24 protein-coding genes are annotated in these 25,556 nt (G+C 64.6%); 14 read left to right on the forward strand and 10 right to left on the reverse strand.

The features are described from left to right. Window positions 1–120: 120 nt before the first annotated feature. A complete protein-coding gene (gshA, locus tag ACSMEV_RS02715) occupies window positions 121–1,713 on the forward strand; it encodes a glutamate--cysteine ligase (protein WP_459207151.1) in 1,593 nt (530 codons plus the stop codon). Further along, complete coding sequence (locus ACSMEV_RS02720; protein WP_459207152.1) at window positions 1,713–2,339, forward strand: TetR/AcrR family transcriptional regulator; 627 nt, start codon at window positions 1,713–1,715, stop codon at window positions 2,337–2,339. The genes gshA and ACSMEV_RS02720 overlap by 1 nt, the downstream gene beginning before the upstream one ends. Before the next feature lie 43 nt (window positions 2,340–2,382). On the opposite strand, the gene ACSMEV_RS02725 is transcribed toward ACSMEV_RS02720, so the two are convergent. The 7 genes from ACSMEV_RS02725 to ACSMEV_RS02755 form a co-directional block, all read right to left on the reverse strand. Further along, window positions 2,383–2,598 (reverse strand): TOBE domain-containing protein, encoded by a 216-nt coding sequence (locus tag ACSMEV_RS02725; RefSeq protein ID WP_027595183.1) that lies wholly within the window; start codon window positions 2,596–2,598, stop codon window positions 2,383–2,385. A gap of 37 nt (window positions 2,599–2,635) precedes the next feature. Next, entirely contained in the window at window positions 2,636–3,448 is an 813-nt protein-coding gene (gene ssuB, locus ACSMEV_RS02730; RefSeq protein ID WP_314491289.1) for an aliphatic sulfonates ABC transporter ATP-binding protein, read from the reverse strand. Further along, window positions 3,445–4,242 (reverse strand): aliphatic sulfonate ABC transporter permease SsuC, encoded by a 798-nt coding sequence (ssuC, locus tag ACSMEV_RS02735; protein WP_314491286.1) that lies wholly within the window; start codon window positions 4,240–4,242, stop codon window positions 3,445–3,447. Before ssuC ends, ssuB begins: the two co-directional genes overlap by 4 nt. 10 nt (window positions 4,243–4,252) lie before the next feature. Further along, the gene (ssuD, locus tag ACSMEV_RS02740; RefSeq protein ID WP_296266727.1) at window positions 4,253–5,401 is read right to left on the reverse strand and encodes an FMNH2-dependent alkanesulfonate monooxygenase; all 1,149 of its coding nucleotides are present in this window, start codon (window positions 5,399–5,401) and stop codon (window positions 4,253–4,255) included. Window positions 5,402–5,458: 57 nt separating this feature from the next. Next, complete coding sequence (locus ACSMEV_RS02745) at window positions 5,459–6,424, reverse strand: sulfonate ABC transporter substrate-binding protein (protein ID WP_459207153.1); 966 nt, start codon at window positions 6,422–6,424, stop codon at window positions 5,459–5,461. A gap of 92 nt (window positions 6,425–6,516) precedes the next feature. Further along, window positions 6,517–7,110 carry an NADPH-dependent FMN reductase gene (gene ssuE, locus ACSMEV_RS02750; RefSeq protein ID WP_296266730.1) on the reverse strand — a complete coding sequence of 198 codons (594 nt, stop codon included), beginning with the start codon at window positions 7,108–7,110 and terminating at the stop codon, window positions 6,517–6,519. 187 nt (window positions 7,111–7,297) lie between these two features. Beyond that, window positions 7,298–7,936, reverse strand: a complete 639-nt coding sequence (locus ACSMEV_RS02755; RefSeq protein ID WP_459207154.1) for a peroxiredoxin — start codon at window positions 7,934–7,936, stop codon at window positions 7,298–7,300. A 217-nt stretch (window positions 7,937–8,153) separates the two neighbouring features. Here ACSMEV_RS02755 and ACSMEV_RS02760 point away from each other — a divergent pair. Next, window positions 8,154–9,373, forward strand: a protein-coding gene (locus ACSMEV_RS02760) for an IS3 family transposase (RefSeq protein ID WP_459207155.1) whose coding sequence is annotated in 2 segments (ribosomal slippage) — window positions 8,154–8,502 and window positions 8,502–9,373 — 1,221 coding nt in all. Because the reading frame shifts where the segments join, the coding sequence is not laid out codon by codon here. A 59-nt stretch (window positions 9,374–9,432) separates the two neighbouring features. Here ACSMEV_RS02760 and ACSMEV_RS02765 read toward each other — a convergent pair. Further along, window positions 9,433–10,746 (reverse strand): OprD family porin, encoded by a 1,314-nt coding sequence (locus ACSMEV_RS02765; RefSeq protein WP_459207156.1) that lies wholly within the window; start codon window positions 10,744–10,746, stop codon window positions 9,433–9,435. Between the two features lie 454 nt (window positions 10,747–11,200). Here ACSMEV_RS02765 and tauA point away from each other — a divergent pair, with 454 nt between their 5' ends. The 4 genes from tauA (at window position 11,201) to tauD (ending at window position 14,773) form a co-directional block, all read left to right on the forward strand. Further along, a complete protein-coding gene (gene tauA / locus ACSMEV_RS02770) occupies window positions 11,201–12,172 on the forward strand; it encodes a taurine ABC transporter substrate-binding protein (RefSeq protein ID WP_459207157.1) in 972 nt (323 codons plus the stop codon). A 16-nt stretch (window positions 12,173–12,188) separates the two neighbouring features. Beyond that, complete coding sequence (tauB, locus tag ACSMEV_RS02775) at window positions 12,189–12,983, forward strand: taurine ABC transporter ATP-binding subunit (protein ID WP_459207158.1); 795 nt, start codon at window positions 12,189–12,191, stop codon at window positions 12,981–12,983. Next, window positions 12,980–13,819, forward strand: a complete 840-nt coding sequence (tauC, locus tag ACSMEV_RS02780; protein ID WP_459207159.1) for a taurine ABC transporter permease TauC — start codon at window positions 12,980–12,982, stop codon at window positions 13,817–13,819. Before tauB ends, tauC begins: the two co-directional genes overlap by 4 nt. A 120-nt stretch (window positions 13,820–13,939) precedes the next feature. Then, a complete protein-coding gene (gene tauD, locus ACSMEV_RS02785) occupies window positions 13,940–14,773 on the forward strand; it encodes a taurine dioxygenase (RefSeq protein ID WP_459207160.1) in 834 nt (277 codons plus the stop codon). A gap of 119 nt (window positions 14,774–14,892) precedes the next feature. Here the strand turns inward: tauD and betT are convergent, their stop codons facing one another. Beyond that, on the reverse strand, window positions 14,893–16,902 hold the full coding sequence (betT, locus tag ACSMEV_RS02790; protein WP_296266744.1) for a choline transporter BetT: 2,010 nt from the start codon (window positions 16,900–16,902) through the stop codon (window positions 14,893–14,895). 276 nt (window positions 16,903–17,178) lie between these two features. Continuing rightward, entirely contained in the window at window positions 17,179–18,111 is a 933-nt protein-coding gene (gene epsC, locus ACSMEV_RS02795) for a serine O-acetyltransferase EpsC (protein WP_459207161.1), read from the reverse strand. A 260-nt stretch (window positions 18,112–18,371) separates the two neighbouring features. Between epsC and tcyJ the strand changes: the two genes are divergently transcribed. The 7 genes from tcyJ to ACSMEV_RS02830 all read left to right on the forward strand — a co-directional run bounded on the left by tcyJ (window position 18,372) and on the right by ACSMEV_RS02830 (window position 25,556). Next, entirely contained in the window at window positions 18,372–19,166 is a 795-nt protein-coding gene (gene tcyJ, locus ACSMEV_RS02800) for a cystine ABC transporter substrate-binding protein (RefSeq protein ID WP_459207162.1), read from the forward strand. Then, complete coding sequence (gene tcyL, locus ACSMEV_RS02805) at window positions 19,166–19,831, forward strand: cystine ABC transporter permease (RefSeq protein WP_314491523.1); 666 nt, start codon at window positions 19,166–19,168, stop codon at window positions 19,829–19,831. Before tcyJ ends, tcyL begins: the two co-directional genes overlap by 1 nt. A 3-nt stretch (window positions 19,832–19,834) precedes the next feature. Continuing rightward, the gene (gene tcyN / locus ACSMEV_RS02810) at window positions 19,835–20,593 is read left to right on the forward strand and encodes an L-cystine ABC transporter ATP-binding protein TcyN (protein WP_459207163.1); all 759 of its coding nucleotides are present in this window, start codon (window positions 19,835–19,837) and stop codon (window positions 20,591–20,593) included. A gap of 253 nt (window positions 20,594–20,846) precedes the next feature. Beyond that, entirely contained in the window at window positions 20,847–22,088 is a 1,242-nt protein-coding gene (locus ACSMEV_RS02815; protein ID WP_459207164.1) for an SfnB family sulfur acquisition oxidoreductase, read from the forward strand. Window positions 22,089–22,196: 108 nt separating this feature from the next. Beyond that, entirely contained in the window at window positions 22,197–23,378 is a 1,182-nt protein-coding gene (locus tag ACSMEV_RS02820) for an SfnB family sulfur acquisition oxidoreductase (protein WP_459207165.1), read from the forward strand. Next, on the forward strand, window positions 23,378–24,763 hold the full coding sequence (locus ACSMEV_RS02825; protein ID WP_459207166.1) for an LLM class flavin-dependent oxidoreductase: 1,386 nt from the start codon (window positions 23,378–23,380) through the stop codon (window positions 24,761–24,763). The genes ACSMEV_RS02820 and ACSMEV_RS02825 overlap by 1 nt, the downstream gene beginning before the upstream one ends. Continuing rightward, window positions 24,756–25,556, forward strand: a complete 801-nt coding sequence (locus tag ACSMEV_RS02830) for a MetQ/NlpA family ABC transporter substrate-binding protein (RefSeq protein ID WP_459207167.1) — start codon at window positions 24,756–24,758, stop codon at window positions 25,554–25,556. The genes ACSMEV_RS02825 and ACSMEV_RS02830 overlap by 8 nt, the downstream gene beginning before the upstream one ends.

Raw genomic sequence — 25,556 nt, forward strand, 5'->3', positions numbered from 1 at the left:
GAGGGTATTTTCGATAGTGCCGGGGCACTGCCGGAACGCGTAATCAGGCGACCACGCCAGTTCCTTTTTACCTACCCTTGTAGACCGTCAACTCTACCCCCATATTGGGGCGACTGACGCGTGAAGGAATCCATCTTGAGCGACCTCCTCAACCGCCGCCTGAGCCTGCTCGGCGCCAATCTTCCTCTGCTCGCGCAGTGCCTTCACGGCATCGAACGTGAATGCCTACGGGTGACCGCCGACGGTCGCCTGGCCCAGACGCCGCACCCGCACACCCTGGGTTCGGCACTGACCAACGAGCAGATCACCACCGATTATTCCGAATCGCTGCTCGAATTCATCACCCCGGCCCTGGCCGACCCGGCCCAGGTGCTGGACCAGCTCGAAGAGATCCATCGTTTCGTCTACACAAGGCTCGGCGACGAGTACCTGTGGAGCCCTTCGATGCCCTGCCCGCTGCCGACCGAGGAAAACATCCCGATCGCCGAGTACGGCACCTCGAACATCGGCCAGCTCAAGCACGTGTACCGCAAGGGCCTGGCCCTGCGCTACGGCCGCACCATGCAGTGCATCGCCGGCATCCACTACAACTTCTCCTTGCCCGAAGCACTGTGGCCGCTGCTGCGCGACGACGAGAGCAGCGAGGAAAGCGACCGCGATTTCCAGTCGCGCATGTACATCGGCCTGATCCGCAACTTCCGCCGCTACAGCTGGCTGCTGATGTACCTGTTCGGCGCCTCGCCGGCGTTGGACGCAGGCTTTCTGCGCGGCCGTGCGCACCAGCTCGACACCTTCGACGCCAATACCCTGTACCTGCCCTACGCCACCAGCCTGCGCATGAGCGACCTGGGCTACCAGAGCGAAGCCCAGGCGTCCCTCACGCCGTGCTACCAGGACCTGGAAAGCTACACCGACAGCCTGCGCCAGGCCGTGGCCACGCCCTATCCGCCCTACGTCGAGGTGGGCACGCACAAGGACGGCGAATGGGTGCAGCTCAACACCAACGTGCTGCAGATCGAAAACGAGTACTACTCCAACATCCGCCCCAAGCGCGTCGCCTACACCGGCGAGCGCCCGATCCAGGCGCTGGTCGCCCGTGGCGTGCAGTACGTCGAAGTGCGCTGCCTGGACATCAACCCCTTCCTGGCGACGGGCATCGACCTGCCGCAGTCGCGCTTCCTCGACGCCTTCCTGCTGCTCTGTGCGCTGGACGACAGCCCACAGCTCACCAATGGCGAATGCGCGCAGTGCTCCAGCAATTTCCTCGCCGTGGTCAAGGAGGGCCGCCGTCCGGGCCTTGAACTGCACCGCGACGGCCAGGCGATCGGCATGAAGGAATGGGCCAACGAGCTGCTCGCACGCATCGCGCCGTTCGCCAAGCTGCTGGATCAGAGCCACGGCAGCGACGAGCACGCCAGCGCCTTGGCCCTGCAACAGGCCAAGGTCGAAGACGCTTCCCTGACCCCATCGGCGCGCGTACTGGCCGCGATGCAGCAGCACGGCGAAGGCTTCACCGCGTTCTCCATGCGCCAGACCCTGACCCACGCCGAGGCCCTGCGCAGCAAGCCGCTGGATGCCGAGCGCCAGCAGCATTTCGAAGCCCTGGCGCGCAATTCCCTGGTCGAACAGACACGCCTGGAGCAGGAGGAAGTCGGTGATTTCGACCTGTTCGTCGGCTCCTACCAGGCCAGCATCCTGGCAATCAGTACCTGATGAACCGCGTTGCGGGCCCGCGCCGGCCGCGGGCCAGTAGCCAGGCAAGGATCGAATCGATCCTCGCCGCGGCGCGCGAACTGTTGTCCGAGCAGGGCGTCGGCGGTTTGTCGATCTACGGGGTGGCCGAACGCGCGCAGATCCCGCCTTCGTCGGTGTACCACTTCTTCTCCAGCGTACCGGCGCTGCTCCAGGCCCTGACCGCCGACATCCACCGCGCCTTCCGTGCCGCCCTGCAAGCCCCGATCGAGCCCGACGCCCTGCATACCTGGCACGACCTGGCACGCCTGATCGAGCGCCGTACCCAGGCCATCTATGGCGAGGACGCCGCCGCACGCCAGTTGATCCTGGCACAGCATGGGTTGAGTGAGGTGAGCAATGCCGATCGGCAGCATGACGTGGAGCTGGACGGCTTGATGCGAGCCGTGTTCGACCGGCATTTCCAGCTGCCGGCCCTGCCCACGGATGTGGACGTGTTCGCTTTGGCGATGGCGCTCAGCGACCGGGTCTATGCACGTTCGATCCAGTTGCACGAACGCATCACGCCGCGCATGGCCGAGGAAGGGATGCGGGTATTCGAGGCGTACCTGGGCCTGTATCTGGCGCCCCACTTACCCAAACGCTAACCGCGCAGGCGCGGCCGGACCGGCCACGCCCACAGGTCCGCGATCACAGCTTGGCGATGGACACCTCGGTCGATTTGACGAAGGCGATCACCTCGCTGCCTACCTGCAATTCCAGCTCGCGCACCGAGCGGGTGGTGATGACCGAGGTCACTACGCCGGAAGCGGTCTGCACGTCGATTTCCGACAAGACCGGGCCTTCGAGGATTTCCTTCACGGTGCCTTTGAATTGGTTACGGACGTTGATCGCTTTGATGGTCATGACGGTATTCCTTGAGTAGGGAAACAACGGGAGTGATTCAGAGCGCCCAACGCAACTGCGTGGGCAAAGGCGCGACAGGCTCGGCGACGGGCTCGGCGCCCGGCAGCGACATGACGCGGTTCAACACTTCGCTTTCCAGCGCCGCCAGGCGCGGCGAGCCGTGCTGCCTGGGGCGTGGCAGGTCGATTTCCAGGTCCAGACCGATGGCGCCGTCCTCGATGAGGATCACCCGGTCCGCCACGGCCACGGCTTCGTGGACGTCATGGGTGACCAGCAACACGGTGAAACCGTGCTCGCCCCAGAGCCGTTCGATCAGTTGCTGCATTTCGATGCGGGTCAACGCATCCAGCGCGCCGAGCGGTTCGTCGAGCAACAGCAGGCGCGGTTTGTGGATCAGTGCGCGGGCCAGGGCCACGCGCTGCTTCTGGCCACCGGACAGCGCCGCCGGCCACTCGTTGGCGCGCTCTTCCAGGCCCACGGCCTGCAAGGCTTGCAAGGCCTGGGCGCGCCAGTCGCCGCTCAGGCCCAGGCCGACGTTGTCGATGACTTTCTTCCAGGGCAGCAAGCGCGCTTCCTGGAACATCAGTCGGGTTTCCTCGCGGGCTTCGGCCAGGGGCGCGGCGCCCGCCAGCAACTGACCGGCCGAGGGTTGGTCGAGGCCGGCCAGCAAGCGCAGCAGGGTGCTCTTGCCGCAGCCGCTGCGCCCGACGATGGCGACGAACTGCCCTGCCGGAATCTGCAGGTCGATGCCTTGCAGCACGTCGCGTTGGCCGAAGGTCTTGCGCAGTTGCCGGACCGCCAGGGGAATGCCGCGCAGCAGCTGCGCCGGTTGTGATGCGAGCACGGTCATGCGCCCTCCTTCTTCTGCACTTGGTAGGCCGGGTGCCAGCGCAGCCAGGCCCGTTCCAGGCCGCGAGCGGCGAGGTCAGCGAGTTTGCCGAGCACGGCGTAGAGCACGATGGCCAGCACCACCACGTCGGTTTGCAGGAATTCGCGGGCGTTCATCGCCAGATAACCGATGCCGGCATTGGCCGAAATGGTTTCGGCGACGATCAGGGTCAGCCACATGAAGCCCAGGGCGAAGCGCACGCCGACCAGGATCGACGGCAAGGCACCGGGCAGGATCACCTGACGGAACAGGCCGAAGCCCGACAGGCCATAGCTGCGCGCCATCTCCACCAGGGCCGGATCGACGCTGCGGATGCCGTGGTAGGTGTTGAGGTAGATCGGGAACAGCGTGCCCAAGGCGACCAGGAAGATCTTCGCCGACTCGTCGATGCCGAACCACAGGATCACCAGGGGAATCAACGCCAGGTGCGGCACGTTGCGGATCATCTGCACGGAGCTGTCGAGCAGGCGTTCGCCCCAGTTCGACAGGCCGGTGATGAAGCCCAGCACCAGGCCAATGCTGCCACCGATGAAGAAGCCCAGCCCGGCGCGCCAGCCGCTGATGGCCAGGTGCGTCCAGATCTCGCCGCTGCGCACCAGTTCCACGCCGGCGCTGACCACCGCGCTCGGCGCGGGCAGGATGCGCGTCGACAGCCAGCCGGCGGTCACCGCCAGTTGCCACAGCGCCAGCAGCAGCACCGGCAGGGCCCAGGGCGCCAGGCGCTGGGCGAGCGTGTTCGAAGTCGTTCGGCTCATGCTCGGCCCCTCAGCTCTGCGACGCGGCTTTGGGCAGGATGTCGTTGGCCACCATCTCGCCGAACGGGCTCACGTAGCCGCCCGTCTTGGGTTGCTCGGGGCGCTGCACGTCCAGGTGCGGGAACAGCAGTTCGGCCACCCGGTAGGATTCTTCCAGGTGTGGATAACCCGAGAAGATGAAGGTGTCGATGCCCAGCTCGGCGTATTCCTTGACCCGCGCTGCCACCGTCGGCCCATCGCCGACCAGCGCGGTGCCGGCACCGCCACGCACCAGGCCTACGCCGGCCCACAGGTTGGGGCTGACTTCCAGGTTGTCGCGTTTGCCGCCATGCAGCGCGGCCATGCGTTGCTGGCCCACCGAGTCGAAGCGCGCCAGGGACGCCTGGGCGCGGGCGATGGTGTCGTCGTCCAGGTGCGCGATCAGGCGGTCGGCGGCAGCCCAGGCCTCGGCGTTGGTTTCACGCACGATCACGTGCAGGCGGATGCCGAAGCGTACCTCACGGCCTTGGGCGGCCGCCTTGGCGCGCACCTGGGCGATCTTTTCCGCTACCGCCGCCGGCGGCTCGCCCCAGGTCAGGTACAGCTCGACCTGCTCGGCGGCCAGGTCCTGCGCGGCGGCCGAGGAGCCGCCGAAATACAGTGGTGGACGTGGTTGCTGCACCGGTGGGTAGAGCAGCTTGGCGCCTTTGACCTGGATGTGCTTGCCATCGTAGTCGACCGACTCGCCTTCGAGCACCTTGCGCCAGATACGGGTGAATTCGACCGATGCCTCATAGCGCTCTTCGTGGTTCAGGTGCAGGCCATCGCCGGCCAGCTCGTCCGGGTCGCCGCCGGTGACCAGGTTGAACAGCGCACGGCCGTTGGACAGGCGGTCGAGGGTCGCTGCCTGGCGAGCGGCCACGGTCGGCGAGATGATGCCGGGGCGCAGCGCGACCAGGAATTTCAGGCGCTGGGTCACCGGAATCAACGACGCGGCCACCAGCCAGGAGTCTTCGCACGAGCGCCCGGTAGGGATCAGCACGCCGCCGAAGCCCAGACGGTCGGCGGCCTGGGCCACCTGTTGCAGATAACCGTGGTCGACGGCGCGGGCGCCTTCGGCGGTGCCCAGGTAATGGCCGTCACCGTGGGTGGGCAGGAACCAGAAAATGTTCAGGCTCATTGGAGCGGTCTCCTCAAGAGTGGCCCTGCCGGCAGCGCGCCGCAGGGCAGGATCGATTCAAGGCGCGGTGGCGACCTTGGCAGGTGGGGTCCAGATCACGTCCTTGATGGTCAAGGGCTTGGGAATCAGCTTCAGGGCCTGGAAGGTGTCGGCGATCTTCTGCTGCGCGGTGACCACTTCAGGGGTGATCAACTGGGCGCCGAAGCCTTGGCGTTCCATCGAGGTCAGGGTGATGTCGGCGGGCAGGCCCAGCAGCGGTGCGACCTGCGCGGTGACTTCCTGGGGATGGGCCTGGGCCCATTGGCCGACGCTGTTCACTTCTTCGACCAAGGCACTGATCACGGCCGGGTGCTGGTTCGCGTAGCTGCGCGAGGCCAGATAGAACTGGTGGTTGTCGACCAGCTTGTCGCCGTCGCGCAGGGTGCGTGCCTGCAATTGCTGCTCGGCGGCAGCCTGGTACGGGTCCCAGATCACCCAGGCATCGACGCTGCCACGCTCGAAGGCGGCGCGGGCATCGGCGGGGGGCAGGTACACCGGCTGGATGTCGCTGTACTTCAGGCCTGCGTCCTGCAGGGCGCGCACCAGCAAGTAGTGCACGTTGGAGCCTTTGTTCAGGGCGACTTTCTTGCCTTTGAGCTCGGCCACCGACTGGATCTTCGAATCCTTCGGCACCAGGATCGCCTCGCTGTGCGGCGCAGGCGGCTCGTAGGCCACGTAGAGCAGGTCGGCACCGGCGGCCTGGGCGAACACGGGCGGAGTTTCGCCGGTCACGCCGAAGTCGATGGAGCCGACGTTGAGCCCTTCGAGCAACTGCGGGCCGCCGGGAAATTCGTTCCACTGCACCTGCATGCCTTGCTCGGCCAGACGCTTTTCCAGCGTGCCCTTGGCCTTGAGCAGCACCAGGGTGCCGTATTTCTGATAGCCGATACGCAGGGTGTCGGCCTGGGCTTGAGTAATGACGCCGAAGGACACGGCCGCCGCAAACAGGGCGACCAGACCACGACGCAAGAAGACAGTGCGCATTGGCGCTCTCCTATACGAATGAGGTTCGGGTTGCACCTGCTTGCCCGTTGGCGGGCGAGTAAGGTGGGAAAAGCAATTACGGGTATGGCGGGTCAGATGCTCCAGCGAGCGCTGATCAGCCGTTCGTTCAGTACCCCCGGCGCAACCGGTCGCGGACGACGGGCCAGGGCCTGGTGGAAGGTTTCCAGCGAGTCGAGCAGGCGTGCTTGCAAAGCACCGTCCAGGCGCACCGGAGTGTCGCCTTGTGCATAGCCGATCTGGCTGTCGTCGGCGAAGATCCCGTGCAGGGTCTCTTGCGCCTTGAGGGCAGACAGCACCGGCTTGAGGGCGTAGTCCACCGCCAGCATGTGGGCGATGCTGCCGCCGGTGGCGATGGGCAGCACGATGCGGTGTTCCAGGGCGCGTTCGGGCAGCAGGTCGAGCAGGGTCTTCAGGGCGCCGGAAAACGAGGCCTTGTACACCGGGGTGGCTACGATCACGCCGTCGGCCTCGGCCACGGTGTCCTGGAAGTGCTTGACCTGCGGGCTGTCGAAGCGGGCATGCAGCAGATCCTCGGCCGCGAAATCGCGCACCTGGAAGGTCACCACTTCGACGCCGCGCTCCTGTAGCCATTCCTGCGTCTGCGCGAGCAGTACGCCTGAGCGTGAACGGGTGCTGGGGCTTCCCCCGATGGCGACGACTAGCATGGCAACGCTTCCTCAAGTAGATGGTGCTGACGTTACCAGCACGCATATATATCTAGAAATCATATTTATTCATTTGGTTATTCTTTTCGGAGCTATGCGCTGCTGCGTTCCGCCCATGCAAAAAAAAGGGCCGTCGAAACGGCCCGAAAATCCCTGTTTGGCTTGAAGCGGTACCACGGTGCAGCGATTAACGATCCGGTTGCGGGGTCAGGCGCAGGTAGGGTTTGACGGCGCGATAGCCTTTGGGGAAGCGCCGTTTGATTTCGTCTTCGTCCTTCAGAGAAGGCACGATCACCACATCGTCGCCTTGCTGCCAGTTGCCCGGCGTCGCAACCTTGTGGCTGTCGGTCAATTGCAGCGAATCGATCACCCGCAGGATTTCATGGAAGTTGCGTCCGGTACTGGCCGGATAGGTGATGGTCAGGCGCACTTTCTTCTGCGGGTCGATGACGAACAGCGAGCGTACGGTGAGGGTGTCGCTGGCATTGGGGTGGATCAGGTCGTACAGGTCGGACACCTTGCGGTCGGCGTCGGCGATGATCGGGAAGTTGACCTGGGTCTGCTGGGTTTCGTTGATGTCGTCGATCCAGCGGTGGTGGGACTCGGCCGGGTCGACCGACAAGGCGATGGCCTTGACGCCGCGCTTGGCGAATTCGTCCTTCAGCTTGGCGGTCAGGCCCAGTTCGGTGGTGCACACCGGGGTGAAATCGGCCGGATGCGAGAACAGCACGCCCCAACCGTCGCCGAGCCACTCGTGGAAACGTAGGTTGCCGAGGGTGGAGTCCTGCTCGAAATCGGGGGCGATGTCACCAAGTTTGAGGCTCATGGATGCGGTTCCTGTGCTGTTCTTTACCAGATGGAAACCACTGTGCCTGAGTCCGGAGCAAATAAAAAAGAATCAATAACGATTTATTTATAGCGTTTGGCGATATGAAATTCGACCCGTAAAAAAGCCCTGCGCCAGGCTGGCAGGGCTTTTTGCTTTCCAGTGTCCCGTCCTGAATAAGGTTTACACCTCTAATCCCGAGTTTCTGGAGAGTCAGATGGAGCAAGGTGTAAAGCGCACACAGCGTGATTACTCGCTGTCTTTTAAATTGGCGGTGGTTGATCAGATTGAAAAAGGCGAACTGACTTACAAGCAAGCCCAGGTGCGGTTTGGCATCCAGGGTCGGTCGACGGTTCTGGTATGGTTGCGTAAGCATGGTCGGCAGGATTGGAGCCAGGGGGCCTCGATCCGCGACGAGAGGAGCTGCGCGATGTCTGACCTCAAACCGCTCACTCCAGAGCAGCGGATCAAAGAGCTTGAGCAACAGCTTGAGCTGATGAGCCATAAGGCCCAGTTCTTTGAAACGGTCGTTGATGTTCTGAAAAATGACTATGGCGTCTCGGTCGTAAAAAAGCGATCCGGCAAGTCCTCTCGCAAGGTCAAGTCGCAGGACTGAGCATTGCCAGGGCTTGTCAGTTTCTAGGCATCAGTCGTCAGGCTTACTACAAGCGCAACCGAGCTGCTGATAGAAAGGAACGCCAGGCAGATCGGGTGGTTGAGTTTGTGCAGCAAGTCCGGATGCGCCAGCCTCGTCTGGGTACACGCAAGCTGCACTATCTGCTGCATTGCCAGCCTGACAAACGATTCCAGGTCGGTCGAGATAGGCTGTTTCAAGTCTTGGGAGAGCGCCGTTTGCTGGTGCTGCCCAAGCGGGCCTATCACAAGACAACACAGAGTTTTCATCGATTCTACCGCCATCCCAACTTACTCAAGGCCGGCCCAAGCCAAGTCGTTCCGACAAGGCCGGAGCACGTCTGGGTTGCCGACATTACTTACCTGCCCGCGCGTAACGGCCCGCTGTACCTGAGTCTGTTAACGGATGCGTACTCCAGGAAAATTGTGGGTCACCACGTCCATGAAAGCCTACATGCCGAGTCAGTGGCACAAGCCTTCAAGCAGGCATTACGAAAGCGGCGTCGTCGCCAGCCATTAGTTCACCATTCGGATCGAGGCATCCAATATTGCTCGGCGCTATACCAGTCACTGCACCAACGGCACGATGTTCAGTGCTCCATGACTGATGGGTATGACTGCTACCAGAACGCGCTGGCCGAGCGAATCAACGGAATCCTCAAGATGGAGCTGCTGTTGAGCAGCCCTGAAGATCTTGAGCAAGCGAGGCAGATGGTTGACGAGGCGGTACAGATCTACAACACAGAACGGCCCCATACGGCCCTGAAAAACAAAACGCCCGATGCGGTGCATCGGGCGTTTTGAGGCCTGTCGGCCTACCTGAACAGGTGTAAACCTATTTCAGGACTAGACACAGCTACGCCTTACAGGAAGTTGTAGGTGTAGTTGAAGATCAGACGAGTCTGGTCCTGGTCAGCCAGGGAGCTGGTGCCGGCACCGCGGTACACACCGTGACGCAGGCTGGTGCCCAGGCCTTTGAGCGGGCCTTGCTGGATCACGTAGTCGATCCGCGCGTCGCGCTCCCACTCGCTGAAGGTACCATTGCCGTTGGCGTTCTTGCCGTCTTCGCCCTTGAGGTAGGACACCGACGCCTTCAGACCCGGAACGCCCAAGCCTGCGAAGTCGTAGGCGTACTGGCCGAAGGTGGTGTTCTCACCGGCTTTGGCGAACTGGTTGATCATGCTGTCGGTGAACAGGTAGAAGCTCGAGCCGCCCGCGCCTTCATTGGCCAGGCTGCCTTGGTTGAGCCAGACGAAGCCGCCGTCGTCGTTCACGCGCTGGTGGCCCAACAGGAACGAGTTGCCGCCCAGGGTGTAGGTGAAGATCGCCGACCAGGTCTTGTTGTCGACCTCGCCCGGAGTCTTGGCATAGCCGCCGTTGTTGTTGAAGCGGTAGCCGGCTTCACCGTTCTTGCCGTCGCTGCTGCTGTTGAACCAGCGCAGGTCGGTCTTGAACGACTGGTCCTTGTCGATTTGATACAGGTACGTAGCGCCCAGGAAGTGCTGTTTGTAGAAGTCTTCCAGGTTCGAGTAGTAGTACTGCAGGGTCAGGTCTTTGGTGAGCTTGTAGTCCAGGCCACCGTAGCGGAACTTGTTGCTGTCTTCGGTAGCGCCAGCAACCGACAGACCAGTGTGGTTGCTCGACGCACGACCCATGGCGTGGGTCAGCTGGCCGGCGTTGACGGTCAGGTTGTCGATTTCCTTGGACTGGATGGTCGCACCTTCGAAGGTCTGCGGCAGCAGACGGCCATCGTTCGACACCAGGATCGGCAGGGCCGGGGCCAGTGCGCTACCGAAGTGCGCTTCGGTCTTGGAGAAACGCGCCTTGGCGTTGCCGCCGACGCGCGACCACTGATCGACCGCCGAGCCGTTGCTCTCGCTAGGGAAGAACGAGCTGTTGTTCGGGTGATGGCCACGGCCGCCGTCCAGGTGGATACCCCACAGGGCCTGGACATCGACACCGAAACCGACGGTGCCCTGGGTGAAGCCGGACAGATAGTCGAGCTTGAAGCCCTGGCCCGACTCACGGTTGTCGGCGCCGCCGTCGCGGTTGTCGTTGTTGAAATACATGGTGCGCGAGCTGAGCGACAGTTTGCTGTCTTCGACGAAGCCCGCTGCGGCAGCTTGTTGCGCGAAAATCCCCAAGGTCACGGCCAGGGCCAGACTCGACTTGTACATGAAGTGCTCCTCTACGTTCTAATTTTTGTGCTTCGCGAAGGCCAGGTCTGTTGCCAGGCTCGTCGTGGTTGGCGATTAGCGCCAAAGCATCCGGGCGAAGTCAATCGTTACAGATCGTTTCGCGACTTTGGTCTAATACGCCAATCGCGCTACAGAATAATGACAATCCCATAAAACCAGAATGCTTGTTTCGATAATCGGTAAGATTTTTCTGGAATAAGGTCGGAACGCTTATAGAGAAGTGATTTAAGCAAGTGGCAATTTATTCCAAAGCATTGCCGCTATACGGGGGAAAGGTTTCTGACTTAATCGTTTCACCTCTCCTCCCTCCAACCCGCTTCATCGGGTCCTCGTACCCACACCTAAGCTAATTCCCAAAAGTTATTTATTAACAATTTCTTAGATCATTTAGTCTCATCGCCATTCCACCCCCGTCCGTGATGAGGAACGCTCGATGATCGCCTTCGCCCCCCTGCGCCTGTTCGCTACCCTCAGCCTGCTCGGCGCCAGCTGGATGGCCCAGGCCGCCGACCTCACCGTGGCGTACCAGACCACCGTCGACCCGGCCAAAGTGGCCCAGGCCGACGGCGCCTACGAGAAATCCAGCAAAGCCAGCATCGATTGGCGCAAGTTCGACAACGGTGCCGACGTCATCACCGCCGTGGCCTCGGGCGACGTGCAGATCGGCTACCTGGGTTCCAGTCCTCTGGCCGCCGCCGCCACGCGCAAGCTGCCGATCGAAACCTTCCTCATCGCCACCCAGATCGGCGCCGGCGAGGCGCTGGTGGCGCGCAAGGGCATCGACAGTTCACAGGCGTTGATCGGCAAGAAGATCGCCGTGCCTTTCGTTTCCACCGGCCACTACAGCCTGCTGGCCGCGCTCAAGCAGTGGAACATCGACCCGGCCCAGGTACAGATCCTCAACCTGGCCCCGCCCGCCATCATCGCCGCCTGGAAGCGCGGCGACATCGACGCCACCTACGTCTGGGACCCGGCCCTGGGCGTGGCCAAGGAAACCGGCAAGGTACTGGTGACCTCCGGCGAATTGGCCAGCAAGGGGGCGCCGACCTTCGATGCGTGGATCGTGCGCAAGGACTTCGCCACCCAACACCCGGACGTGGTCAAGGCCTTCGCCAAGGTCACCCTCGATGCCTACGCCGACTACCGCCAAGACCCCAAGGCCTGGCTGGCCAACCCTGACAACGTGAGCAAAGTGGCGCGCCTGTCCGGTGCCAAACCGAGCGACATTCCGCTGCTGCTGCAAGGCAACGTCTACCCGCTGGCCGCCGACCAGACCACGGCGCTGGGCGCACCGACCGTGCAGGCGCTGACCGACACCGCCACCTTCCTCAAGGAGCAAGGCAAGGTCGATGCGGTGCTGCCCGACTACGCGCCGTACGTCAGCGCGCAGTTCATCCCTCACTGATCCACCGGAGCCCGCCATGGCCTTGCTCGAACTGGCGCACGTCAGCGCCCGGTACCCCGGCGCCAGCACCCCGGTGCTGGACGACATCAACCTGAGCCTGGGGCCGCGCCAGTTGCTGGTGGCCCTCGGCCCGTCGGGCAGCGGCAAGACTTCGCTGCTGAATCTGATCGCCGGCTTCGTCGCGCCCAGCGCCGGGCGCATCAGCCTGGACGGCGTGCCGATCACCGGACCCAGCGCCGAACGCGGCGTGGTGTTCCAGGCCCATGGCCTGCTGCCCTGGCAGGATGTGCTGGGCAATGTCGCCTTCGGCTTGGCGTTGGCCGGCGTACCGCGCGCCGAGCGTGACGCCAAGGCGCGCGCGATGCTCGACCTGGTCGACCTGAACGGTTTTGCCGAACGGCGCATCTGGCAGCTGTCGGGCGGCCAGCAACAGCGCGTGGGCCTGGCCCGCGCATTGGCCGCCGACCCTCGGGTGCTGCTGATGGACGAGCCGTTCGGCGCCCTGGACGCTTTCACCCGCGAGCAGGTGCAGGAACTGCTGCTGCACCTCTGGCAACGCACCGCCAAACCGATCTTCCTGATCACCCACGACATCGAGGAAGCGGTGTTCCTGGCCACCGACCTGGTGCTGCTGGCGCCTGAGCCCGGGCGCATCGTCGAGCGCCTGCGACTGGACTTCGGCCAGCGCTACGCTGCCGGCGAATCGGCCCGTGCGATCAAGTCCGACCCGGCCTTCATCGCCACCCGCGAGCACGTGCTGGCCAAGGTCTTCGATCAACGCCTCAGTGCCCGCCGGCAGGCGCGCGCATGAGCGGCCTGGAGCTACCGGTGGCCGATGCTGCCGACACCTTGCCGGCCACCGCGCCGCGCGAGCGCCGCGGCCTGCCGACACGCTGGATCAGCGTGTTGACCGTGGCCGCCCTGTTGGCCGGCTGGTGGCTGGTCACTGCCGCCGGTTGGGTGGAACCGCTGTTTCTGCCCTCGCCCGGCGACGTCGTCACCAAGGCCGGGCAGTTGCTCAGCCAGGGCTACATGGAAGCCAGCCTCTGGCAGCATCTGAGCGCGAGTCTGGGGCGCATCGGCCTGGCCCTGCTGCTGGCCACGCTGAGCGCGATCCCGATCGGCATCGCCATCGGCTACAACCGCGTGGCGCGCGGCATCTTCGACCCGCTGATCGAGTTCTACCGGCCCATTCCGCCCTTGGCCTACCTGCCGCTGATCGTGATCTGGTGCGGCATCGGCGAGCTGTCCAAGGTGCTGCTGATCTATCTGGCGATCTTCGCGCCGATCGCCATCGCCACGGCCACCGGTGTGCGCACGGTCGATCCGGTCAGGCTGCGCGCGGCGCAGTCGCTGGGCGCCACCCGGCTGCAACTGGTGAAACACGTGATCCTGCCCAGCGCCCTGCCCGACATCCTCACCGGCATCCGCATCGGCCTGGGCGTCGGCTGGTCGACCCTGGTGGCCGCCGAGCTGATCGCCGCCACCCGCGGCCTGGGCTTCATGGTGCAGTCGGCGGCGCAGTTCCTGGTCACCGACGTGGTGGTGCTGGGCATCGTGCTGATCGCGGTCATCGCCTTCGCCTTGGAGATGGGCCTGCGCGCCCTGCAACGCAAACTGGTGCCCTGGCACGGCGCCACGCACTGACGCAGCAGGCGCTGGCACCGCGCTCGACGAACGGCCCGAGGCTGCGCACAGCGCAGCAGGCCCGCACCGCCAACGCTTTTGACACCTCGACCCTAACCCCTGACGACGCTGGAGACTTCCATGACCCTGAGCATCACTCCCCTGGGCACTGCCCTGGGCGCGCAGATCAGCGGTGTCGACCTGGCCGCGGACCTCTCCCCGGCGCAGCGCGATGCCATCGAGCAGGCCTTGCTCGACTACCAGGTGCTGTTCTTCCGCGACCAGCCGCTGACGCCCGACCGGCAAGCGCGCTTCGCCGCACAGTTCGGTGACCTGCACATACACCCGATCTACCCGAAGGTGGCCGATACGCCGCAGGTGCTGATCCTCGACACCGCCGTGACCGACGTGCGCGACAACGCCATCTGGCACACCGACGTGACCTTCCTGCCGACTCCGGCCCTGGGCGCGGTGCTGGCGGCCAAGCAAGTGCCGGCCTATGGTGGCGATACTTTGTGGGCCAGCGGCATCGCCGCGTTCGAGGCGCTGTCGGCGCCGCTGCGCGGGTTGCTGGAAGGGCTGACCGCTACCCACGACTTCACCCACTCCTTCCCGCTGGAACGCTTCGGCAGCACCGCCCAGGACCTGGCACGCTGGGAGGCCGCCCGTCGCGACCATCCGCCGCTGTCGCATCCGGTGGTGCGCACGCATCCGGTCAGCGGGCGCAAGGCGCTGTTCGTCAACGAAGGCTTCACCACGCGCATCAACGAGCTGGCGCCCAGCGAAAGCGAGGCCCTGCTCAAGCTGCTCTTCGCCCACGCGACGCGCCCGGAGTTCACCGTGCGCTGGCGTTGGCAGGCCGATGACGTAGCGTTCTGGGACAACCGCGTGACCCAGCATTACGCGGTCGACGACTACCGCCCGCAACGGCGCGTGATGCACCGCGCGACGATTCTGGGCGATGCGCCGTTTTGAGTGGGCGCCGGCCTCGGTACAAGGCCGGCGCGCAAATAAAGCGCGGGTGACCGGTCTCCCGAATCACCCGCGCGGGCCTGCATGGCAGGCCGGAGGGAAACGCCAGGCTGCCGCTGGCCTCAACGCACCAGGTGCAAGAACTGCATGTGCCGCTCGTACTGGTCGAGGATGTCGTTGATGATCTGTTCCTTGCTGTAGCCGACCAGGTCGTAGTCCTGGCTGCCTTCGGACAGATGCACCTCGGCGCGGTAGTAACGGCGGTTCTTCAGCTCCTGCGAACCCAGCCCGCCCAAGGCGAACGACGGCGTGAAGTAGCCGCGCATCTGCACCTGGTAGGTGAAAGGCTGTTCCTCGCCATGGCCGACCTTGAGGCTGACGTTGTCGTGCGCCGGGTCGTCCTGGGTGATGATGGTCAGGCCTTTCTGCTCGAACACCTCGGTGACCTCGCCGATGGCCGGGCGCACCACATCGTCCATGAAGCGGTACACCTCGTCGCGCGACGGGAAGTGCACCACCTGGCTCAGACGCTGACGCCAACCGCCACGGCCTTTGCCGCGCCGCGCCTGGGCCACCGGCGCCAGGGAATGCATCTGCGCGATGCGCCGCTGCGATTCGAGGTAGAAGGCCTTGTGCAGCCCCCACATCATGCACAGCAGAATCAACGAGAACGGCAGCGAAGTCAGCACCACCGCCGACTTCAGCGAGTCGATGCTGCCGGCGAACAGCAGGCTGATGGTCACCAGCGCGGTCATGCCGCCCCAGAAGATGCGCAACCAGTTCGGCCCGTCTTCGTCGGCGCTGCCGCCTTTGGCCGACAGCGTCGAGAGCACCACGGTGCCCGAGTCGGCGGAAGTGACGAAGAACACGAAGCTGATGAACACCGTGACGGCGATCACCGCCTTGCTCCAGGGGTAGGTCTCCAGCAGCAGGTAGAGCGTCATCGACGGGTTGTCCAGGGCCGACTGACCGAGCGCCGCCATGCCGTGGTTGATCACCTGGTCGAGGGCGCTGTTGCCGAAGATCGACATCCACGCAAGGGTGAAGCCCAGCGGAATCAACAGCACGCCGAAGACGAACTCGCGGATGGTGCGGCCACGGGAGATGCGCGCGATGAACAGCCCCACGAAGGGCGCCCAAGCGATCCACCAGGCCCAGTAGAACACCGTCCAGCCGCCCAGCCAGTCGCGGTTCTCACCGTAGGCGTAGACGTCGAAGCTCTTGCTCGGCAACGCGCCGAGATAGTCGCCCAGGTTCTGGATCAGGGTGTTGAGCAAGTGCTGGGTGGGGCCGGCGAACAGCACGAACAGCAACAGCGCGCAGGCCAGGAACAGGTTGATGTCGGACATCAGCCGCACGCCCTTCTCCACCCCGGCCACGGCCACCGCCACGGCGGCGCCGACCATCAGCACGATCAGGCCCACCTGCACCCATTGGCTGTGGCTGATGCCGAACAGGTAGTCGAGCCCCGAGTTCAGGTGCAGCACGCCGAAGCCCAGGTCCGCGCCCAGGCCGAAGACCGTGGCGATGATGCCGAAACCGTCGACCGCATAGCCGATCGGGCCGTTGATGCGCTTGCCGATCAGCGGGTACAGCGCCGAACGCAAGGCCAGCGGCAGGTTGTGGCGGTAGGCGAAGTACGCCAGGGCCATGCCGACGAAGGCGAACACGCCCCAGCCGTGCAGGCCCCAGTGCAGGAACAGGATCTGCATCGCCTGGCGCCCGGCCTCGGCCGTGCCGCCCTCGCCTTGCGGCGGTTGCAGCATGTGGGTCAGCGGTTCGGAGACGCAGAAGAAGAACAGCGTGATGCTGATCCCGGCGGCGAACAGCATGCCGGCCCAGGACAGGTAGCTGAACTCGGGTTCGTCGTGGTCGGCACCGAGCTTGATCTTGCCGTAGCCGGAAATGGCGGTGACCACCACGAAGACCAGGTACAGCGTCATGGCCAGCATGTAATACCAGCCGACCGTGTTGGCCGCCCAGTTCTGCGCCGCCAGCAGCCAGTCGCCGGCCGCTTGCGGGAAGCTGATGACCACCAGGCCGAACAGCAGGATGACGCTCGCCGCGAAATAGAACACCGGCGGGTTCATGCGGACTTTTTCAGGAACGGTTTCAGGGACCGATGCACTCATGGGCAGTGCACCTCGAAGAGGGATGGAACGTTCGGAGTGAACGGGTTCAGCAAAGGGAATCCTCCTGTTGAACACCGGCAACAGACCAGCGCGTTTATATTGAACAAGCGTTCAAGTTAAACATGGATCGCCCGCCATTGCGACCCGAGCGGGCCGAACGGCAAGCTGGGGTCACGTGTCGATGTGAGGTTCAGAGAGGTGCCGTGACGGGCAAGTTCCGTACGTGCTCGAACGCCCTCAGGCCCCCTGCGGCGGGGGTTGAGGGCGCACTGCGGCTCAGCGCGTGCTGTCGCAGTCCAGTTGCAGGTTGGCCTGGGTGATGTTGCTCTGCGCGGGCACGCTACGGGTCAGCCAGACATTGCCGCCGATGGTCGAGCCTTGGCCGATGGTGATGCGCCCCAGGATGGTGGCGCCGGCGTAGATCACCACGTCGTCCTCGACGATCGGATGGCGCGGCTGGCCCTTGTGCAGCATGCCGGTTTCGTCGGTCGGGAAGCGTTTGGCGCCCAAGGTCACGGCCTGGTAGATGCGCACCCGCTCGCCGATGATGGCGGTCTCGCCGATCACCACGCCCGTGCCATGGTCGATGAAGAAGCCCGGGCCGATCTGCGCCCCAGGATGGATGTCGATGCCGGTGGCCGAGTGCGCCAGCTCCGAGCCGATGCGCGCCAGCAGCGGCAGGCCGGCGCGGTACAGGTGGTGCGCCAGGCGGTGGTGGATGATGGCCAGGATGCCGGGATAGCACAGCAGCACCTCGTCGACGCTGCGCGCCGCCGGATCGCCGTGGAAGGCCGCCAGCACGTCGGTGTCGAGCAGCACGCGCAGGTGCGGCAGCTCGGCGGCGAACGCCTGGATCAGGCTCAGGGCGCGGGCATCGGTGCTGGCCACGTCGCTCTTCTCCTGACGTGCGGCGTAGCGCAGCTCCAGGCGGGCCTGGGTCAGCAGCAGGGTCAGGGCCGTGTCGAGGGTGTGGCCGACGTAGAAGTCCTCGCTTTCCTCGCGCAGGTCGACCGGCCCCAGGCGCATGGGAAACAGCGCGCCGCGCAACAGCTCGAACACTTCGCCGATGGCTTCGCGCGAAGGCAGTTCCCGGCCGCCCTTTTCGCCGCTGCTGCGGCCGTTCTGGGTACGCCACTGATCGCGGGCATTACGCAGCCCGCTGACGATGCTTGGAAGCTGCCACTGGCTGGTCGAAGGGTGTTGGCTCACGGTGTGCTCCTGCCGCAGGTCGGGGGCGATTGTTAGAAAGTGGCCATTACTCTACGACAAACTCGCCAGGGTTGTAGGCGCGGATGAACCGAAGCCTCGCCCGCCCACTCCTACCAATGCCAGCATTTCCTTGGTCTATGCTGGGGCCAGCGGCGAACGCAGCGATTTGCGCATAAGCACAGATCGATAACGTCTTTCCCGCCGCCGAACACGGCGCTGTATCGTCGCCAGCCATTTCAACCTCCTACGCAGGGCACTCCATGATCAGACTCGGCAAACCGTTCCTCACCACCGCCTTGGCCCTGCTGTTGGGCGTCGGCCTGGCAGGCCAGGCTTCGGCTGGCGAACAGCTCAAGACCATCCAGAAAGAAGGTGTGCTCAAGGTCGGCCTGGAGGGTACCTATCCGCCGTTCAGTTTCGCCGACGAGAACGGCAAGCTCAGTGGCTTCGAAGTGGAACTGTCCGAGGCATTGGCCAAGCAGATGGGCGTCAAGGTCAAGCTGCAGCCCACACCCTGGGACGGCATTCTCGCCGCTCTGGACTCCAAGCGCTTGGACGCGGTGGTCAACCAAGTGACCATCTCCGATGAACGCAAACAGAAGTACGATTTCTCCACCCCCTACACCATTTCCGGCATCCAGGCCCTGGTGTTGAAGAAAAACCTCGACACGCTGGCAATCAAAGGCGCGGCGGATCTGGGTGGCAAGAAAGTCGGCGTGGGCCTCGGCACCAACTATGAGCAATGGCTGCGCAAGGAAGTGCCGACGGCCGACGTGCGCACCTACAACGACGACCCGGTCAAATTCCAGGACCTCAAGGTCGGCCGCATCAACGCCATCCTCATCGACCGCCTGGCCGCGCTGGAATACACCAAGAAGGTCCCGGACACCGCTTTGGCAGGCGAAGCCTTCTCGCGCCTGGAATCGGGCATCGCCGTGCGCAAGAATGAGCCGGAACTGCTGGACGCACTGAACAAGGCCCTGGCCGCACTCAAGGCCGACGGCACCCTGACGGCGCTGTCGCAGAAATACTTCGGGGCTGACGTCACGCAATGATCGAGCAAAGCCTGCAGCTGGCCCTCGACTCGCTGCCGTTCCTGCTCAAGGGCGCGTACTTCACCGTCATCCTCAGCGTCGGCGGCATGTTCTTCGGGTTGCTGCTGGGCTTCGCCCTGGCGCTGATGCGCCTGTCGCGGCTGTGGCCGGTGAGCTGGCTGGCGCGGATCTACGTGTCGTTCTTTCGCGGCACGCCGCTGCTGGTGCAGCTGTTCCTGATCTATTACGGCCTGCCCCAGGTCGGTATCGAACTCGACCCGTTGCCTGCCGCGCTGATCGGCTTTTCCCTGAACATGGCCGCCTATGCCTGCGAAATCCTGCGGGCGGCCATCGCCTCGATCGACCGGGGCCAGTGGGAGGCCTGCGCCAGCCTCGGCATGACCCGCGCCCAGGCGTTGCGCCGCACGATTCTGCCGCAGGCCATGCGCACCGCCTTGCCGCCGCTGGGCAACAGCTTCATCTCGCTGGTCAAGGACACCGCGCTGGCGGCCACCATCCAAGTGCCCGAGCTGTTCCGCCAAGCCCAGCTGATCACCGCACGCACGTTCGAAGTGTTCACGATGTACCTGGCCGCCGCGCTGATCTATTGGGTGCTGGCCAGCCTTCTGGCGCACCTGCAACACCGCCTCGAAGCGCGCGCCAACCGCCATGACCGGGAGCACTGAGCGATGATCGTCGTCGAAGGCCTGACCAAGCGCTTCAACGGGCAAACGGTGCTCGACCGCATCGACCTGCGCGTGGAAGCCGGCGAAGTGGTGGCCATCATCGGCCCCAGTGGCTCGGGCAAGACCACCTTCCTGCGCTGCCTGAACCTGCTGGAAACGCCCGATGCCGGTCAGGTGCGCATCGGCGACATCGGCATCGATGCCGATCGCTCCCTAGGCAACCAGCAACGGGCGATCCGTCAGCTGCGCCAGCAAGCCGGGTTCGTCTTCCAGAACTTCAACCTGTTCCCCCACCGCACGGCCTTGGAAAACGTCATCGAAGGCCCCGTGGTGGTGAAGAAGATGCCACGCGACCAAGCCGTGGCCTTGGGCCGTGCGCTATTGGCCAAGGTGGGCTTGGCCGGCAAGGAAGATGCCTACCCGCGCAGATTGTCGGGCGGCCAGCAGCAACGGGTGGCGATCGCTCGGGCGCTGGCCATGGAACCTGAAGTGATGCTGTTCGACGAGCCTACCTCGGCGCTCGACCCGGAGCTGGTCGGCGAGGTGCTGGCGACCATTCGCGGCCTGGCGCAGGAGCGGCGCACGCTGATAATCGTCACCCATGAGATGAGTTTCGCCCGCGACGTGGCGAACCGGGTGGTCTTCTTCGATCAAGGCGTAATCGTCGAACAAGGCGAGGCCAAGGCCCTGTTCGCCAATCCGCAGCAGCCGCGTACGCAGCAATTCCTGAGCAAGTTTCTGGGCACTGCCGCAGCCGGTTGAACAGGCTTTTTCCCGCTTGGCGTTCACACCCGGGAAAGCTCGGGCAGGTGAACGCTGCCCTTCTATAGATATTCGAAAAAGCTATTTCATAAAGGTTTGATAAGCCACTAGGGTATATCCACCGGACCACCGGACCAACGAACGTCTGTCGCTCGAAGCGACCTATTCATTTTGTGAGGTCAGGAATGGTCAGGGTCTCGATTACCCCAGTGCATATCGCCAGGGCATTGCGTGCAGCCAAGGAGCGGCACTAATGTCCAGCCAATTCAATCCAGTGTTCCACGTGGAACATGACGTTGCCCCCGCTCTACTACCTGCCAAAATACTGCGCAATGACGACGAAGCCCTGCAAGCTGCCCATGAGCTGGCGCAGGTGGCTCGGCGACAAGCTGCGCAGCGTGACCGTGAACGCGCCCTGCCTTGGGATGAAATCGAGCTGTTCACCCGCAGTGGCCTGGGCAGCATCAGTGTGCCCAAGCAATACGGCGGTCCGGAAGTTTCCTTCGTCACCATCGCTGAAGTATTCCGCATCATCAGCGCGGCAGACCCCGCCCTGGGACAGATTCCGCAAAACCAGTTCGGCATCCTGCAACTGCTGCGCCTGACCGCCACCGAGGACCAGCAGGCCGTCATCTTCCGCAGCGTGCTGGAAGGCGCGCGCATTGGCAACGCCGGTCCTGAGCGCGGCAGCAAAGACACCCTGACCTTGAAGGCGCGCATCACGCGCAGCGGCGACGGCTATCGCCTGAGCGGTGAAAAGTTCTACTCCACCGGCGCCTTGTTCGCGCACTGGGTCGCCGTCAAGGCGCTGGACGACCAAGGCCTGCAACGCCTGGCTTTCGTGCGCCGTGGCAGCCCAGGCTTGCGCATCGTCGACGATTGGTCGGGATTCGGTCAGCGCACCACCGCCAGCGGTACCGTACTGCTGGACGACGTGCCGGTCGAAGCGGCGTTGGTCGTCGACAACTGGCGCCAACGCGACCTGCCCAACACCCAGGGTGCCGCCTCGCAACTGATCCAGGCCGCCATCGACGCCGGCATCGCCGAAGCGGCCATCGACGATGCCATCGCCTTCGTACGGGAAAAGTCCCGTCCCTTCATCGAGGCCAAGGTGGAGCGCGCCAGCGACGACCTTTACGTGATCGCCGACATCGGCCGCCTGAAGCTGGAACTGCATGCGGCCCAGGCGCTGCTCGGCAAGGCCGCACGAGTGCTCGACGAGGTCCATGCGGCGCCCATCGATGCCGCCTCGGCAGCACGGGCGTCGATCGCCGTGGCCGAGGCCAAGGTGCTGACCACCGAGGTGGCCCTGCAAGCCAGCGAGAAACTGTTCGAACTGGCCGGCAGCCGCGCGACCCTGGCCGAGTTCAACCTCGACCGGCACTGGCGCAATGCCCGGGTCCACACCCTGCACGACCCGGTGCGCTGGAAGTACCACGCGGTCGGCGCCTACCACCTCAATGGGACGTTGCCGGCTCGGCACTCCTGGATCTGATTGCAGGGCCGCCACTGCCTGGCGGCCCTCCCATGCCCTTGTAGGTGGCGCGGCCGACGCTTCGGTCCATCGACGAAGCGCGAACGCCGCCCCGACCCCGGAGCCCCCATGACTACACCCCTCATCACCAGCGACGCCCAGGCCCTGGCCGTCGCCGAAGACGTCGCCCAGCAACTGCAAGCAGGCAGCAGCGAACGCGACCGCGAGCGTCGCCTGCCTCACGCCGAACTGGCGCTGTTCAGCCGCTCGGGCCTGTGGGCCATCAGCGTGCCCAAGGCCTTTGGCGGCGCTGGCGTGTCCAATGTCACCCTGGCCCAGGTCATCGCACGCATCGCCCAGGCCGACGCTTCGCTCGGACAGATTCCGCAGAACCATTTCTATGCCCTGGAAGTGCTGCGCGTGAACGGCAGCCCCGAACAGCAAAAACGCTTGTACGCCGAAGCCTTGGCCGGACAGCGTTTCGGCAATGCGCTGGCCGAACTGGGCACCAAGACCGCCCATGACCGCACCACCCGCCTGAGCCGCGACGGCGCCGGCTATCGCATCGACGGTCGCAAGTTCTACGCCACCGGCGCGCTCTATGCGCAGCGCATCCCCACCTCGGTGGTCGACGACGAGGGCCGCCAGCATTTGGCGTTCGTCCCTGCCGACAGTCAGGGCGTGCAGGTGATCGACGACTGGAGCGGTTTCGGCCAGCGCACCACCGGCAGTGGCTCGGTGCAGTTCGACCATGTGTACGTCGACGCCGACGAAGTGGTGCCGTTCGACACGGCTTTCGAGCGCCCGACCCCGGTCGGCCCACTGGCGCAGATCCTCCATGCCGCCATCGACACCGGCATTGCCCGCGCCGCTTACGAAGACACCTTGCAGTTCGTGCGCACCCGCAGCCGGCCCTGGATCGATTCCGGCTTGAGCAAGGCAAGCGAAGACCCACTGACCTTGAAGAGCGTCGGCCATTTGGCGATACGTCTGCATGCGGCCGAAGCCCTGTTGGAACGGGCTGGCGAATACCTCGACCGCGCCCAGGCCGACACCACCGCCGAGACTGTGGCAGCCGCCTCGATCGCCGTGGCCGAAGCCCGTGCGATCAGCACCGAGATCGCCCTGGCCGCCGGCACCACGCTGTTCGAACTGGCCGGCAGCCAGGCCACCCTGGCCGAGCACAACCTCGACCGCCACTGGCGCAACGCGCGCGTGCACACCCTGCACGACCCGGTGCGCTGGAAGTACCACGCCATCGGCAACTACTACCTCAACGACGAACACCCAACACGCCGGGGGACGATCTGATGGCCAAGCAGCTGCTGCTCAACGCCTTCAACATGAACTGCATCGGGCACATCAACCATGGCCTGTGGACGCACCCGCGCGACACCTCGACCCAGTACAAGACCCTCGCCTACTGGACCGACCTGGCCAAGCTGCTGGAGCGCGGGCTGTTCGACGGGCTGTTCATCGCCGACATCGTCGGCACCTACGACGTCTACGGCAACTCCGTGGACGTGCCGCTCAAGGAGTCGATCCAGCTGCCGGTCAACGACCCGCTGCTGCTGGTGTCGGCCATGGCCGCCGTCACCCGGCACTTAGGCTTCGGCCTTACCGCCAACCTCACCTACGAAGCGCCCTATCTATTCGCCCGGCGGCTCTCCACCCTCGATCACCTGAGCGGCGGCCGGGTCGGCTGGAACATCGTCACCGGCTACCTCGACAGCGCCGCCCAGGCCATGGGCCTGGAAAGCCAACCCGAGCACGACCGCCGCTACGACCAGGCCGACGAATACCTGCAAGTGCTGTACAAGCTGCTCGAAGGCAGTTGGGCCGACGACGCGGTGGTCAACGACCGTGCGCGGCGGGTGTACGCCGAGCCGTCCAGGGTGCGCAAGGTGCGCCACCAGGGCGAGTTCTACAAGGTCGAGGGCTACCACCTGTGCGAGCCTTCGCCGCAACGCACGCCGGTGCTGTTCCAGGCTGGAACTTCCGCGCGTGGCCTGGCCTTTGCCGGCAACCACGCCGAATGCGTGTTCATCGGCGGCCGCGACAAGGCCGCCACCCGCGCCCAGGTCGACAAGGTGCGCGCTGCCGCCCAGGCCGCCGGCCGCGACCCGCACGCCGTAAAGCTATTTCTCGGCATCACGGTGATCGTCGCGCCCACCCAAGCCCAGGCCGAGGCCAAGCACGCCGAATACTTGCGCTATGCCAGCCCCGAGGCAGGCGTCGCACACTTCGCCGCCTCCACCGGCATCGACTTCGCCACCTACGCCCTGGACGACCCCATCACCGCCGGCAACGGCAACGCCATCCAGTCGGCCACCCGCCAGTTGCAGGAAGACGCCTGGACGCGCCGGCGCCTGCTGGAGCAGCACGCCCTGGGCGGGCGCTACCTGACGCTGGTCGGCGATCCCGATCAGGTCGCCGAACAACTGATCGGTTGGATCGACGACACCGGCCTGGATGGCTTCAACCTGACCCGTACCGTGACCCCGGAAAGCTTCGAAGACTTCATCGACCTGGTGGTGCCGCAACTGCAACGGCGCGGCCGCTACAAGACCGCCTACGCCGAAGGCACCCTGCGCGAAAAACTGTTCCACAGCGACCACCCGCACCTGCCTGCCGGCCATCCCGGCGCCGCCTATCGCCATACCTCTGCCCCGACTGGAGCCCCGCACCATGCTTGAGAAACTGTTCCGGCCCGTCGCGGCCATCGCCCTGACCCTGAGCCTTGGCGCCAACGCCCTGGCCGCCGAACCTCTGAAGGTCGGTACCACGTCGGCTTTCGCCATCCCGCTGGAGGCGGCCGTCGAGGAAGCGCACAAGCAGGGCCTGGAAGTGAAGCTGATCGAGTTCAGCGACTGGATCGCGCCCAACGTCAGCCTCAACGCCGGCGACATCGACGTGAACTACTTCCAGCACATCCCCTTCCTGGAAAACGCCAAGACCGCGGCCGGCTTCGACCTGGTGCCCTACGCCTCGGGGATCATCAACAACGTCGGCCTGTATTCGAAGAAATACAAATCCTTCGCCGAACTGCCCGAAGGCGCCAGCGTGGCCATCGCCAACGACCCGATCAACAGCGGCCGCGGCTTGCAACTGCTGGCCAAGGCCGGCCTGATCACGCTCAAGCCGGGCGTGGGTTACAAGGCCACCGAAGAAGACATCACCGCCAACCCGAAGAAGCTGAAGATCCTCCAGGTCGAGGCCGTGCAACTGGTACGCGCCTATGACGATGCCGATCTGGTGCAGGGCTACCCGGCCTACATTCGTCTGGCCAACAGCTTCGACGCCACGTCGGCGCTGCTGTTCGACGGCCTGGAAAACAAGGAATACGTGATCCAGTTCGTGATCCGTCCGCAGACCAAGGACGACCCGCGCCTGGCCAAGTTCGTCGACATCTATCAGCATTCGCCTGCCGTACGCGCGGCCCTGGACAAGGCCCATGGCAGCCTGTACCAGGCCGGCTGGGAAGGCTGA

Source organism: Pseudomonas sp. MLB6B, from assembly GCF_054508135.1.

Bases quoted from the DNA above. Each gene is read 5' to 3' on its own strand.
- tcyN (WP_459207163.1), top strand. From the start codon at position 19,835: ATGATCGTCGTCGAAGGCCTGACCAAGCGCTTCAACGGGCAAACGGTG.
- ACSMEV_RS02825 (WP_459207166.1), top strand. From the start codon at position 23,378: ATGGCCAAGCAGCTGCTGCTCAACGCCTTCAACATGAACTGCATCGGG.
- ssuB (WP_314491289.1), bottom strand. From the start codon at position 3,448: ATGACCGTGCTCGCATCACAACCGGCGCAGCTGCTGCGCGGCATTCCC.
- ssuD (WP_296266727.1), bottom strand. From the start codon at position 5,401: ATGAGCCTGAACATTTTCTGGTTCCTGCCCACCCACGGTGACGGCCAT.
- tcyJ (WP_459207162.1), top strand. From the start codon at position 18,372: ATGATCAGACTCGGCAAACCGTTCCTCACCACCGCCTTGGCCCTGCTG.
- ACSMEV_RS02745 (WP_459207153.1), bottom strand. From the start codon at position 6,424: ATGCGCACTGTCTTCTTGCGTCGTGGTCTGGTCGCCCTGTTTGCGGCG.
- ssuC (WP_314491286.1), bottom strand. From the start codon at position 4,242: ATGAGCCGAACGACTTCGAACACGCTCGCCCAGCGCCTGGCGCCCTGG.
- ACSMEV_RS02765 (WP_459207156.1), bottom strand. From the start codon at position 10,746: ATGTACAAGTCGAGTCTGGCCCTGGCCGTGACCTTGGGGATTTTCGCG.
- ACSMEV_RS02820 (WP_459207165.1), top strand. From the start codon at position 22,197: ATGACTACACCCCTCATCACCAGCGACGCCCAGGCCCTGGCCGTCGCC.
- ACSMEV_RS02830 (WP_459207167.1), top strand. From the start codon at position 24,756: ATGCTTGAGAAACTGTTCCGGCCCGTCGCGGCCATCGCCCTGACCCTG.
- tauC (WP_459207159.1), top strand. From the start codon at position 12,980: ATGAGCGGCCTGGAGCTACCGGTGGCCGATGCTGCCGACACCTTGCCG.
- ACSMEV_RS02815 (WP_459207164.1), top strand. From the start codon at position 20,847: ATGTCCAGCCAATTCAATCCAGTGTTCCACGTGGAACATGACGTTGCC.
- tauD (WP_459207160.1), top strand. From the start codon at position 13,940: ATGACCCTGAGCATCACTCCCCTGGGCACTGCCCTGGGCGCGCAGATC.
- ssuE (WP_296266730.1), bottom strand. From the start codon at position 7,110: ATGCTAGTCGTCGCCATCGGGGGAAGCCCCAGCACCCGTTCACGCTCA.
- tauB (WP_459207158.1), top strand. From the start codon at position 12,189: ATGGCCTTGCTCGAACTGGCGCACGTCAGCGCCCGGTACCCCGGCGCC.
- betT (WP_296266744.1), bottom strand. From the start codon at position 16,902: ATGAGTGCATCGGTCCCTGAAACCGTTCCTGAAAAAGTCCGCATGAAC.
- ACSMEV_RS02725 (WP_027595183.1), bottom strand. From the start codon at position 2,598: ATGACCATCAAAGCGATCAACGTCCGTAACCAATTCAAAGGCACCGTG.
- ACSMEV_RS02720 (WP_459207152.1), top strand. From the start codon at position 1,713: ATGAACCGCGTTGCGGGCCCGCGCCGGCCGCGGGCCAGTAGCCAGGCA.
- tauA (WP_459207157.1), top strand. From the start codon at position 11,201: ATGATCGCCTTCGCCCCCCTGCGCCTGTTCGCTACCCTCAGCCTGCTC.
- ACSMEV_RS02755 (WP_459207154.1), bottom strand. From the start codon at position 7,936: ATGAGCCTCAAACTTGGTGACATCGCCCCCGATTTCGAGCAGGACTCC.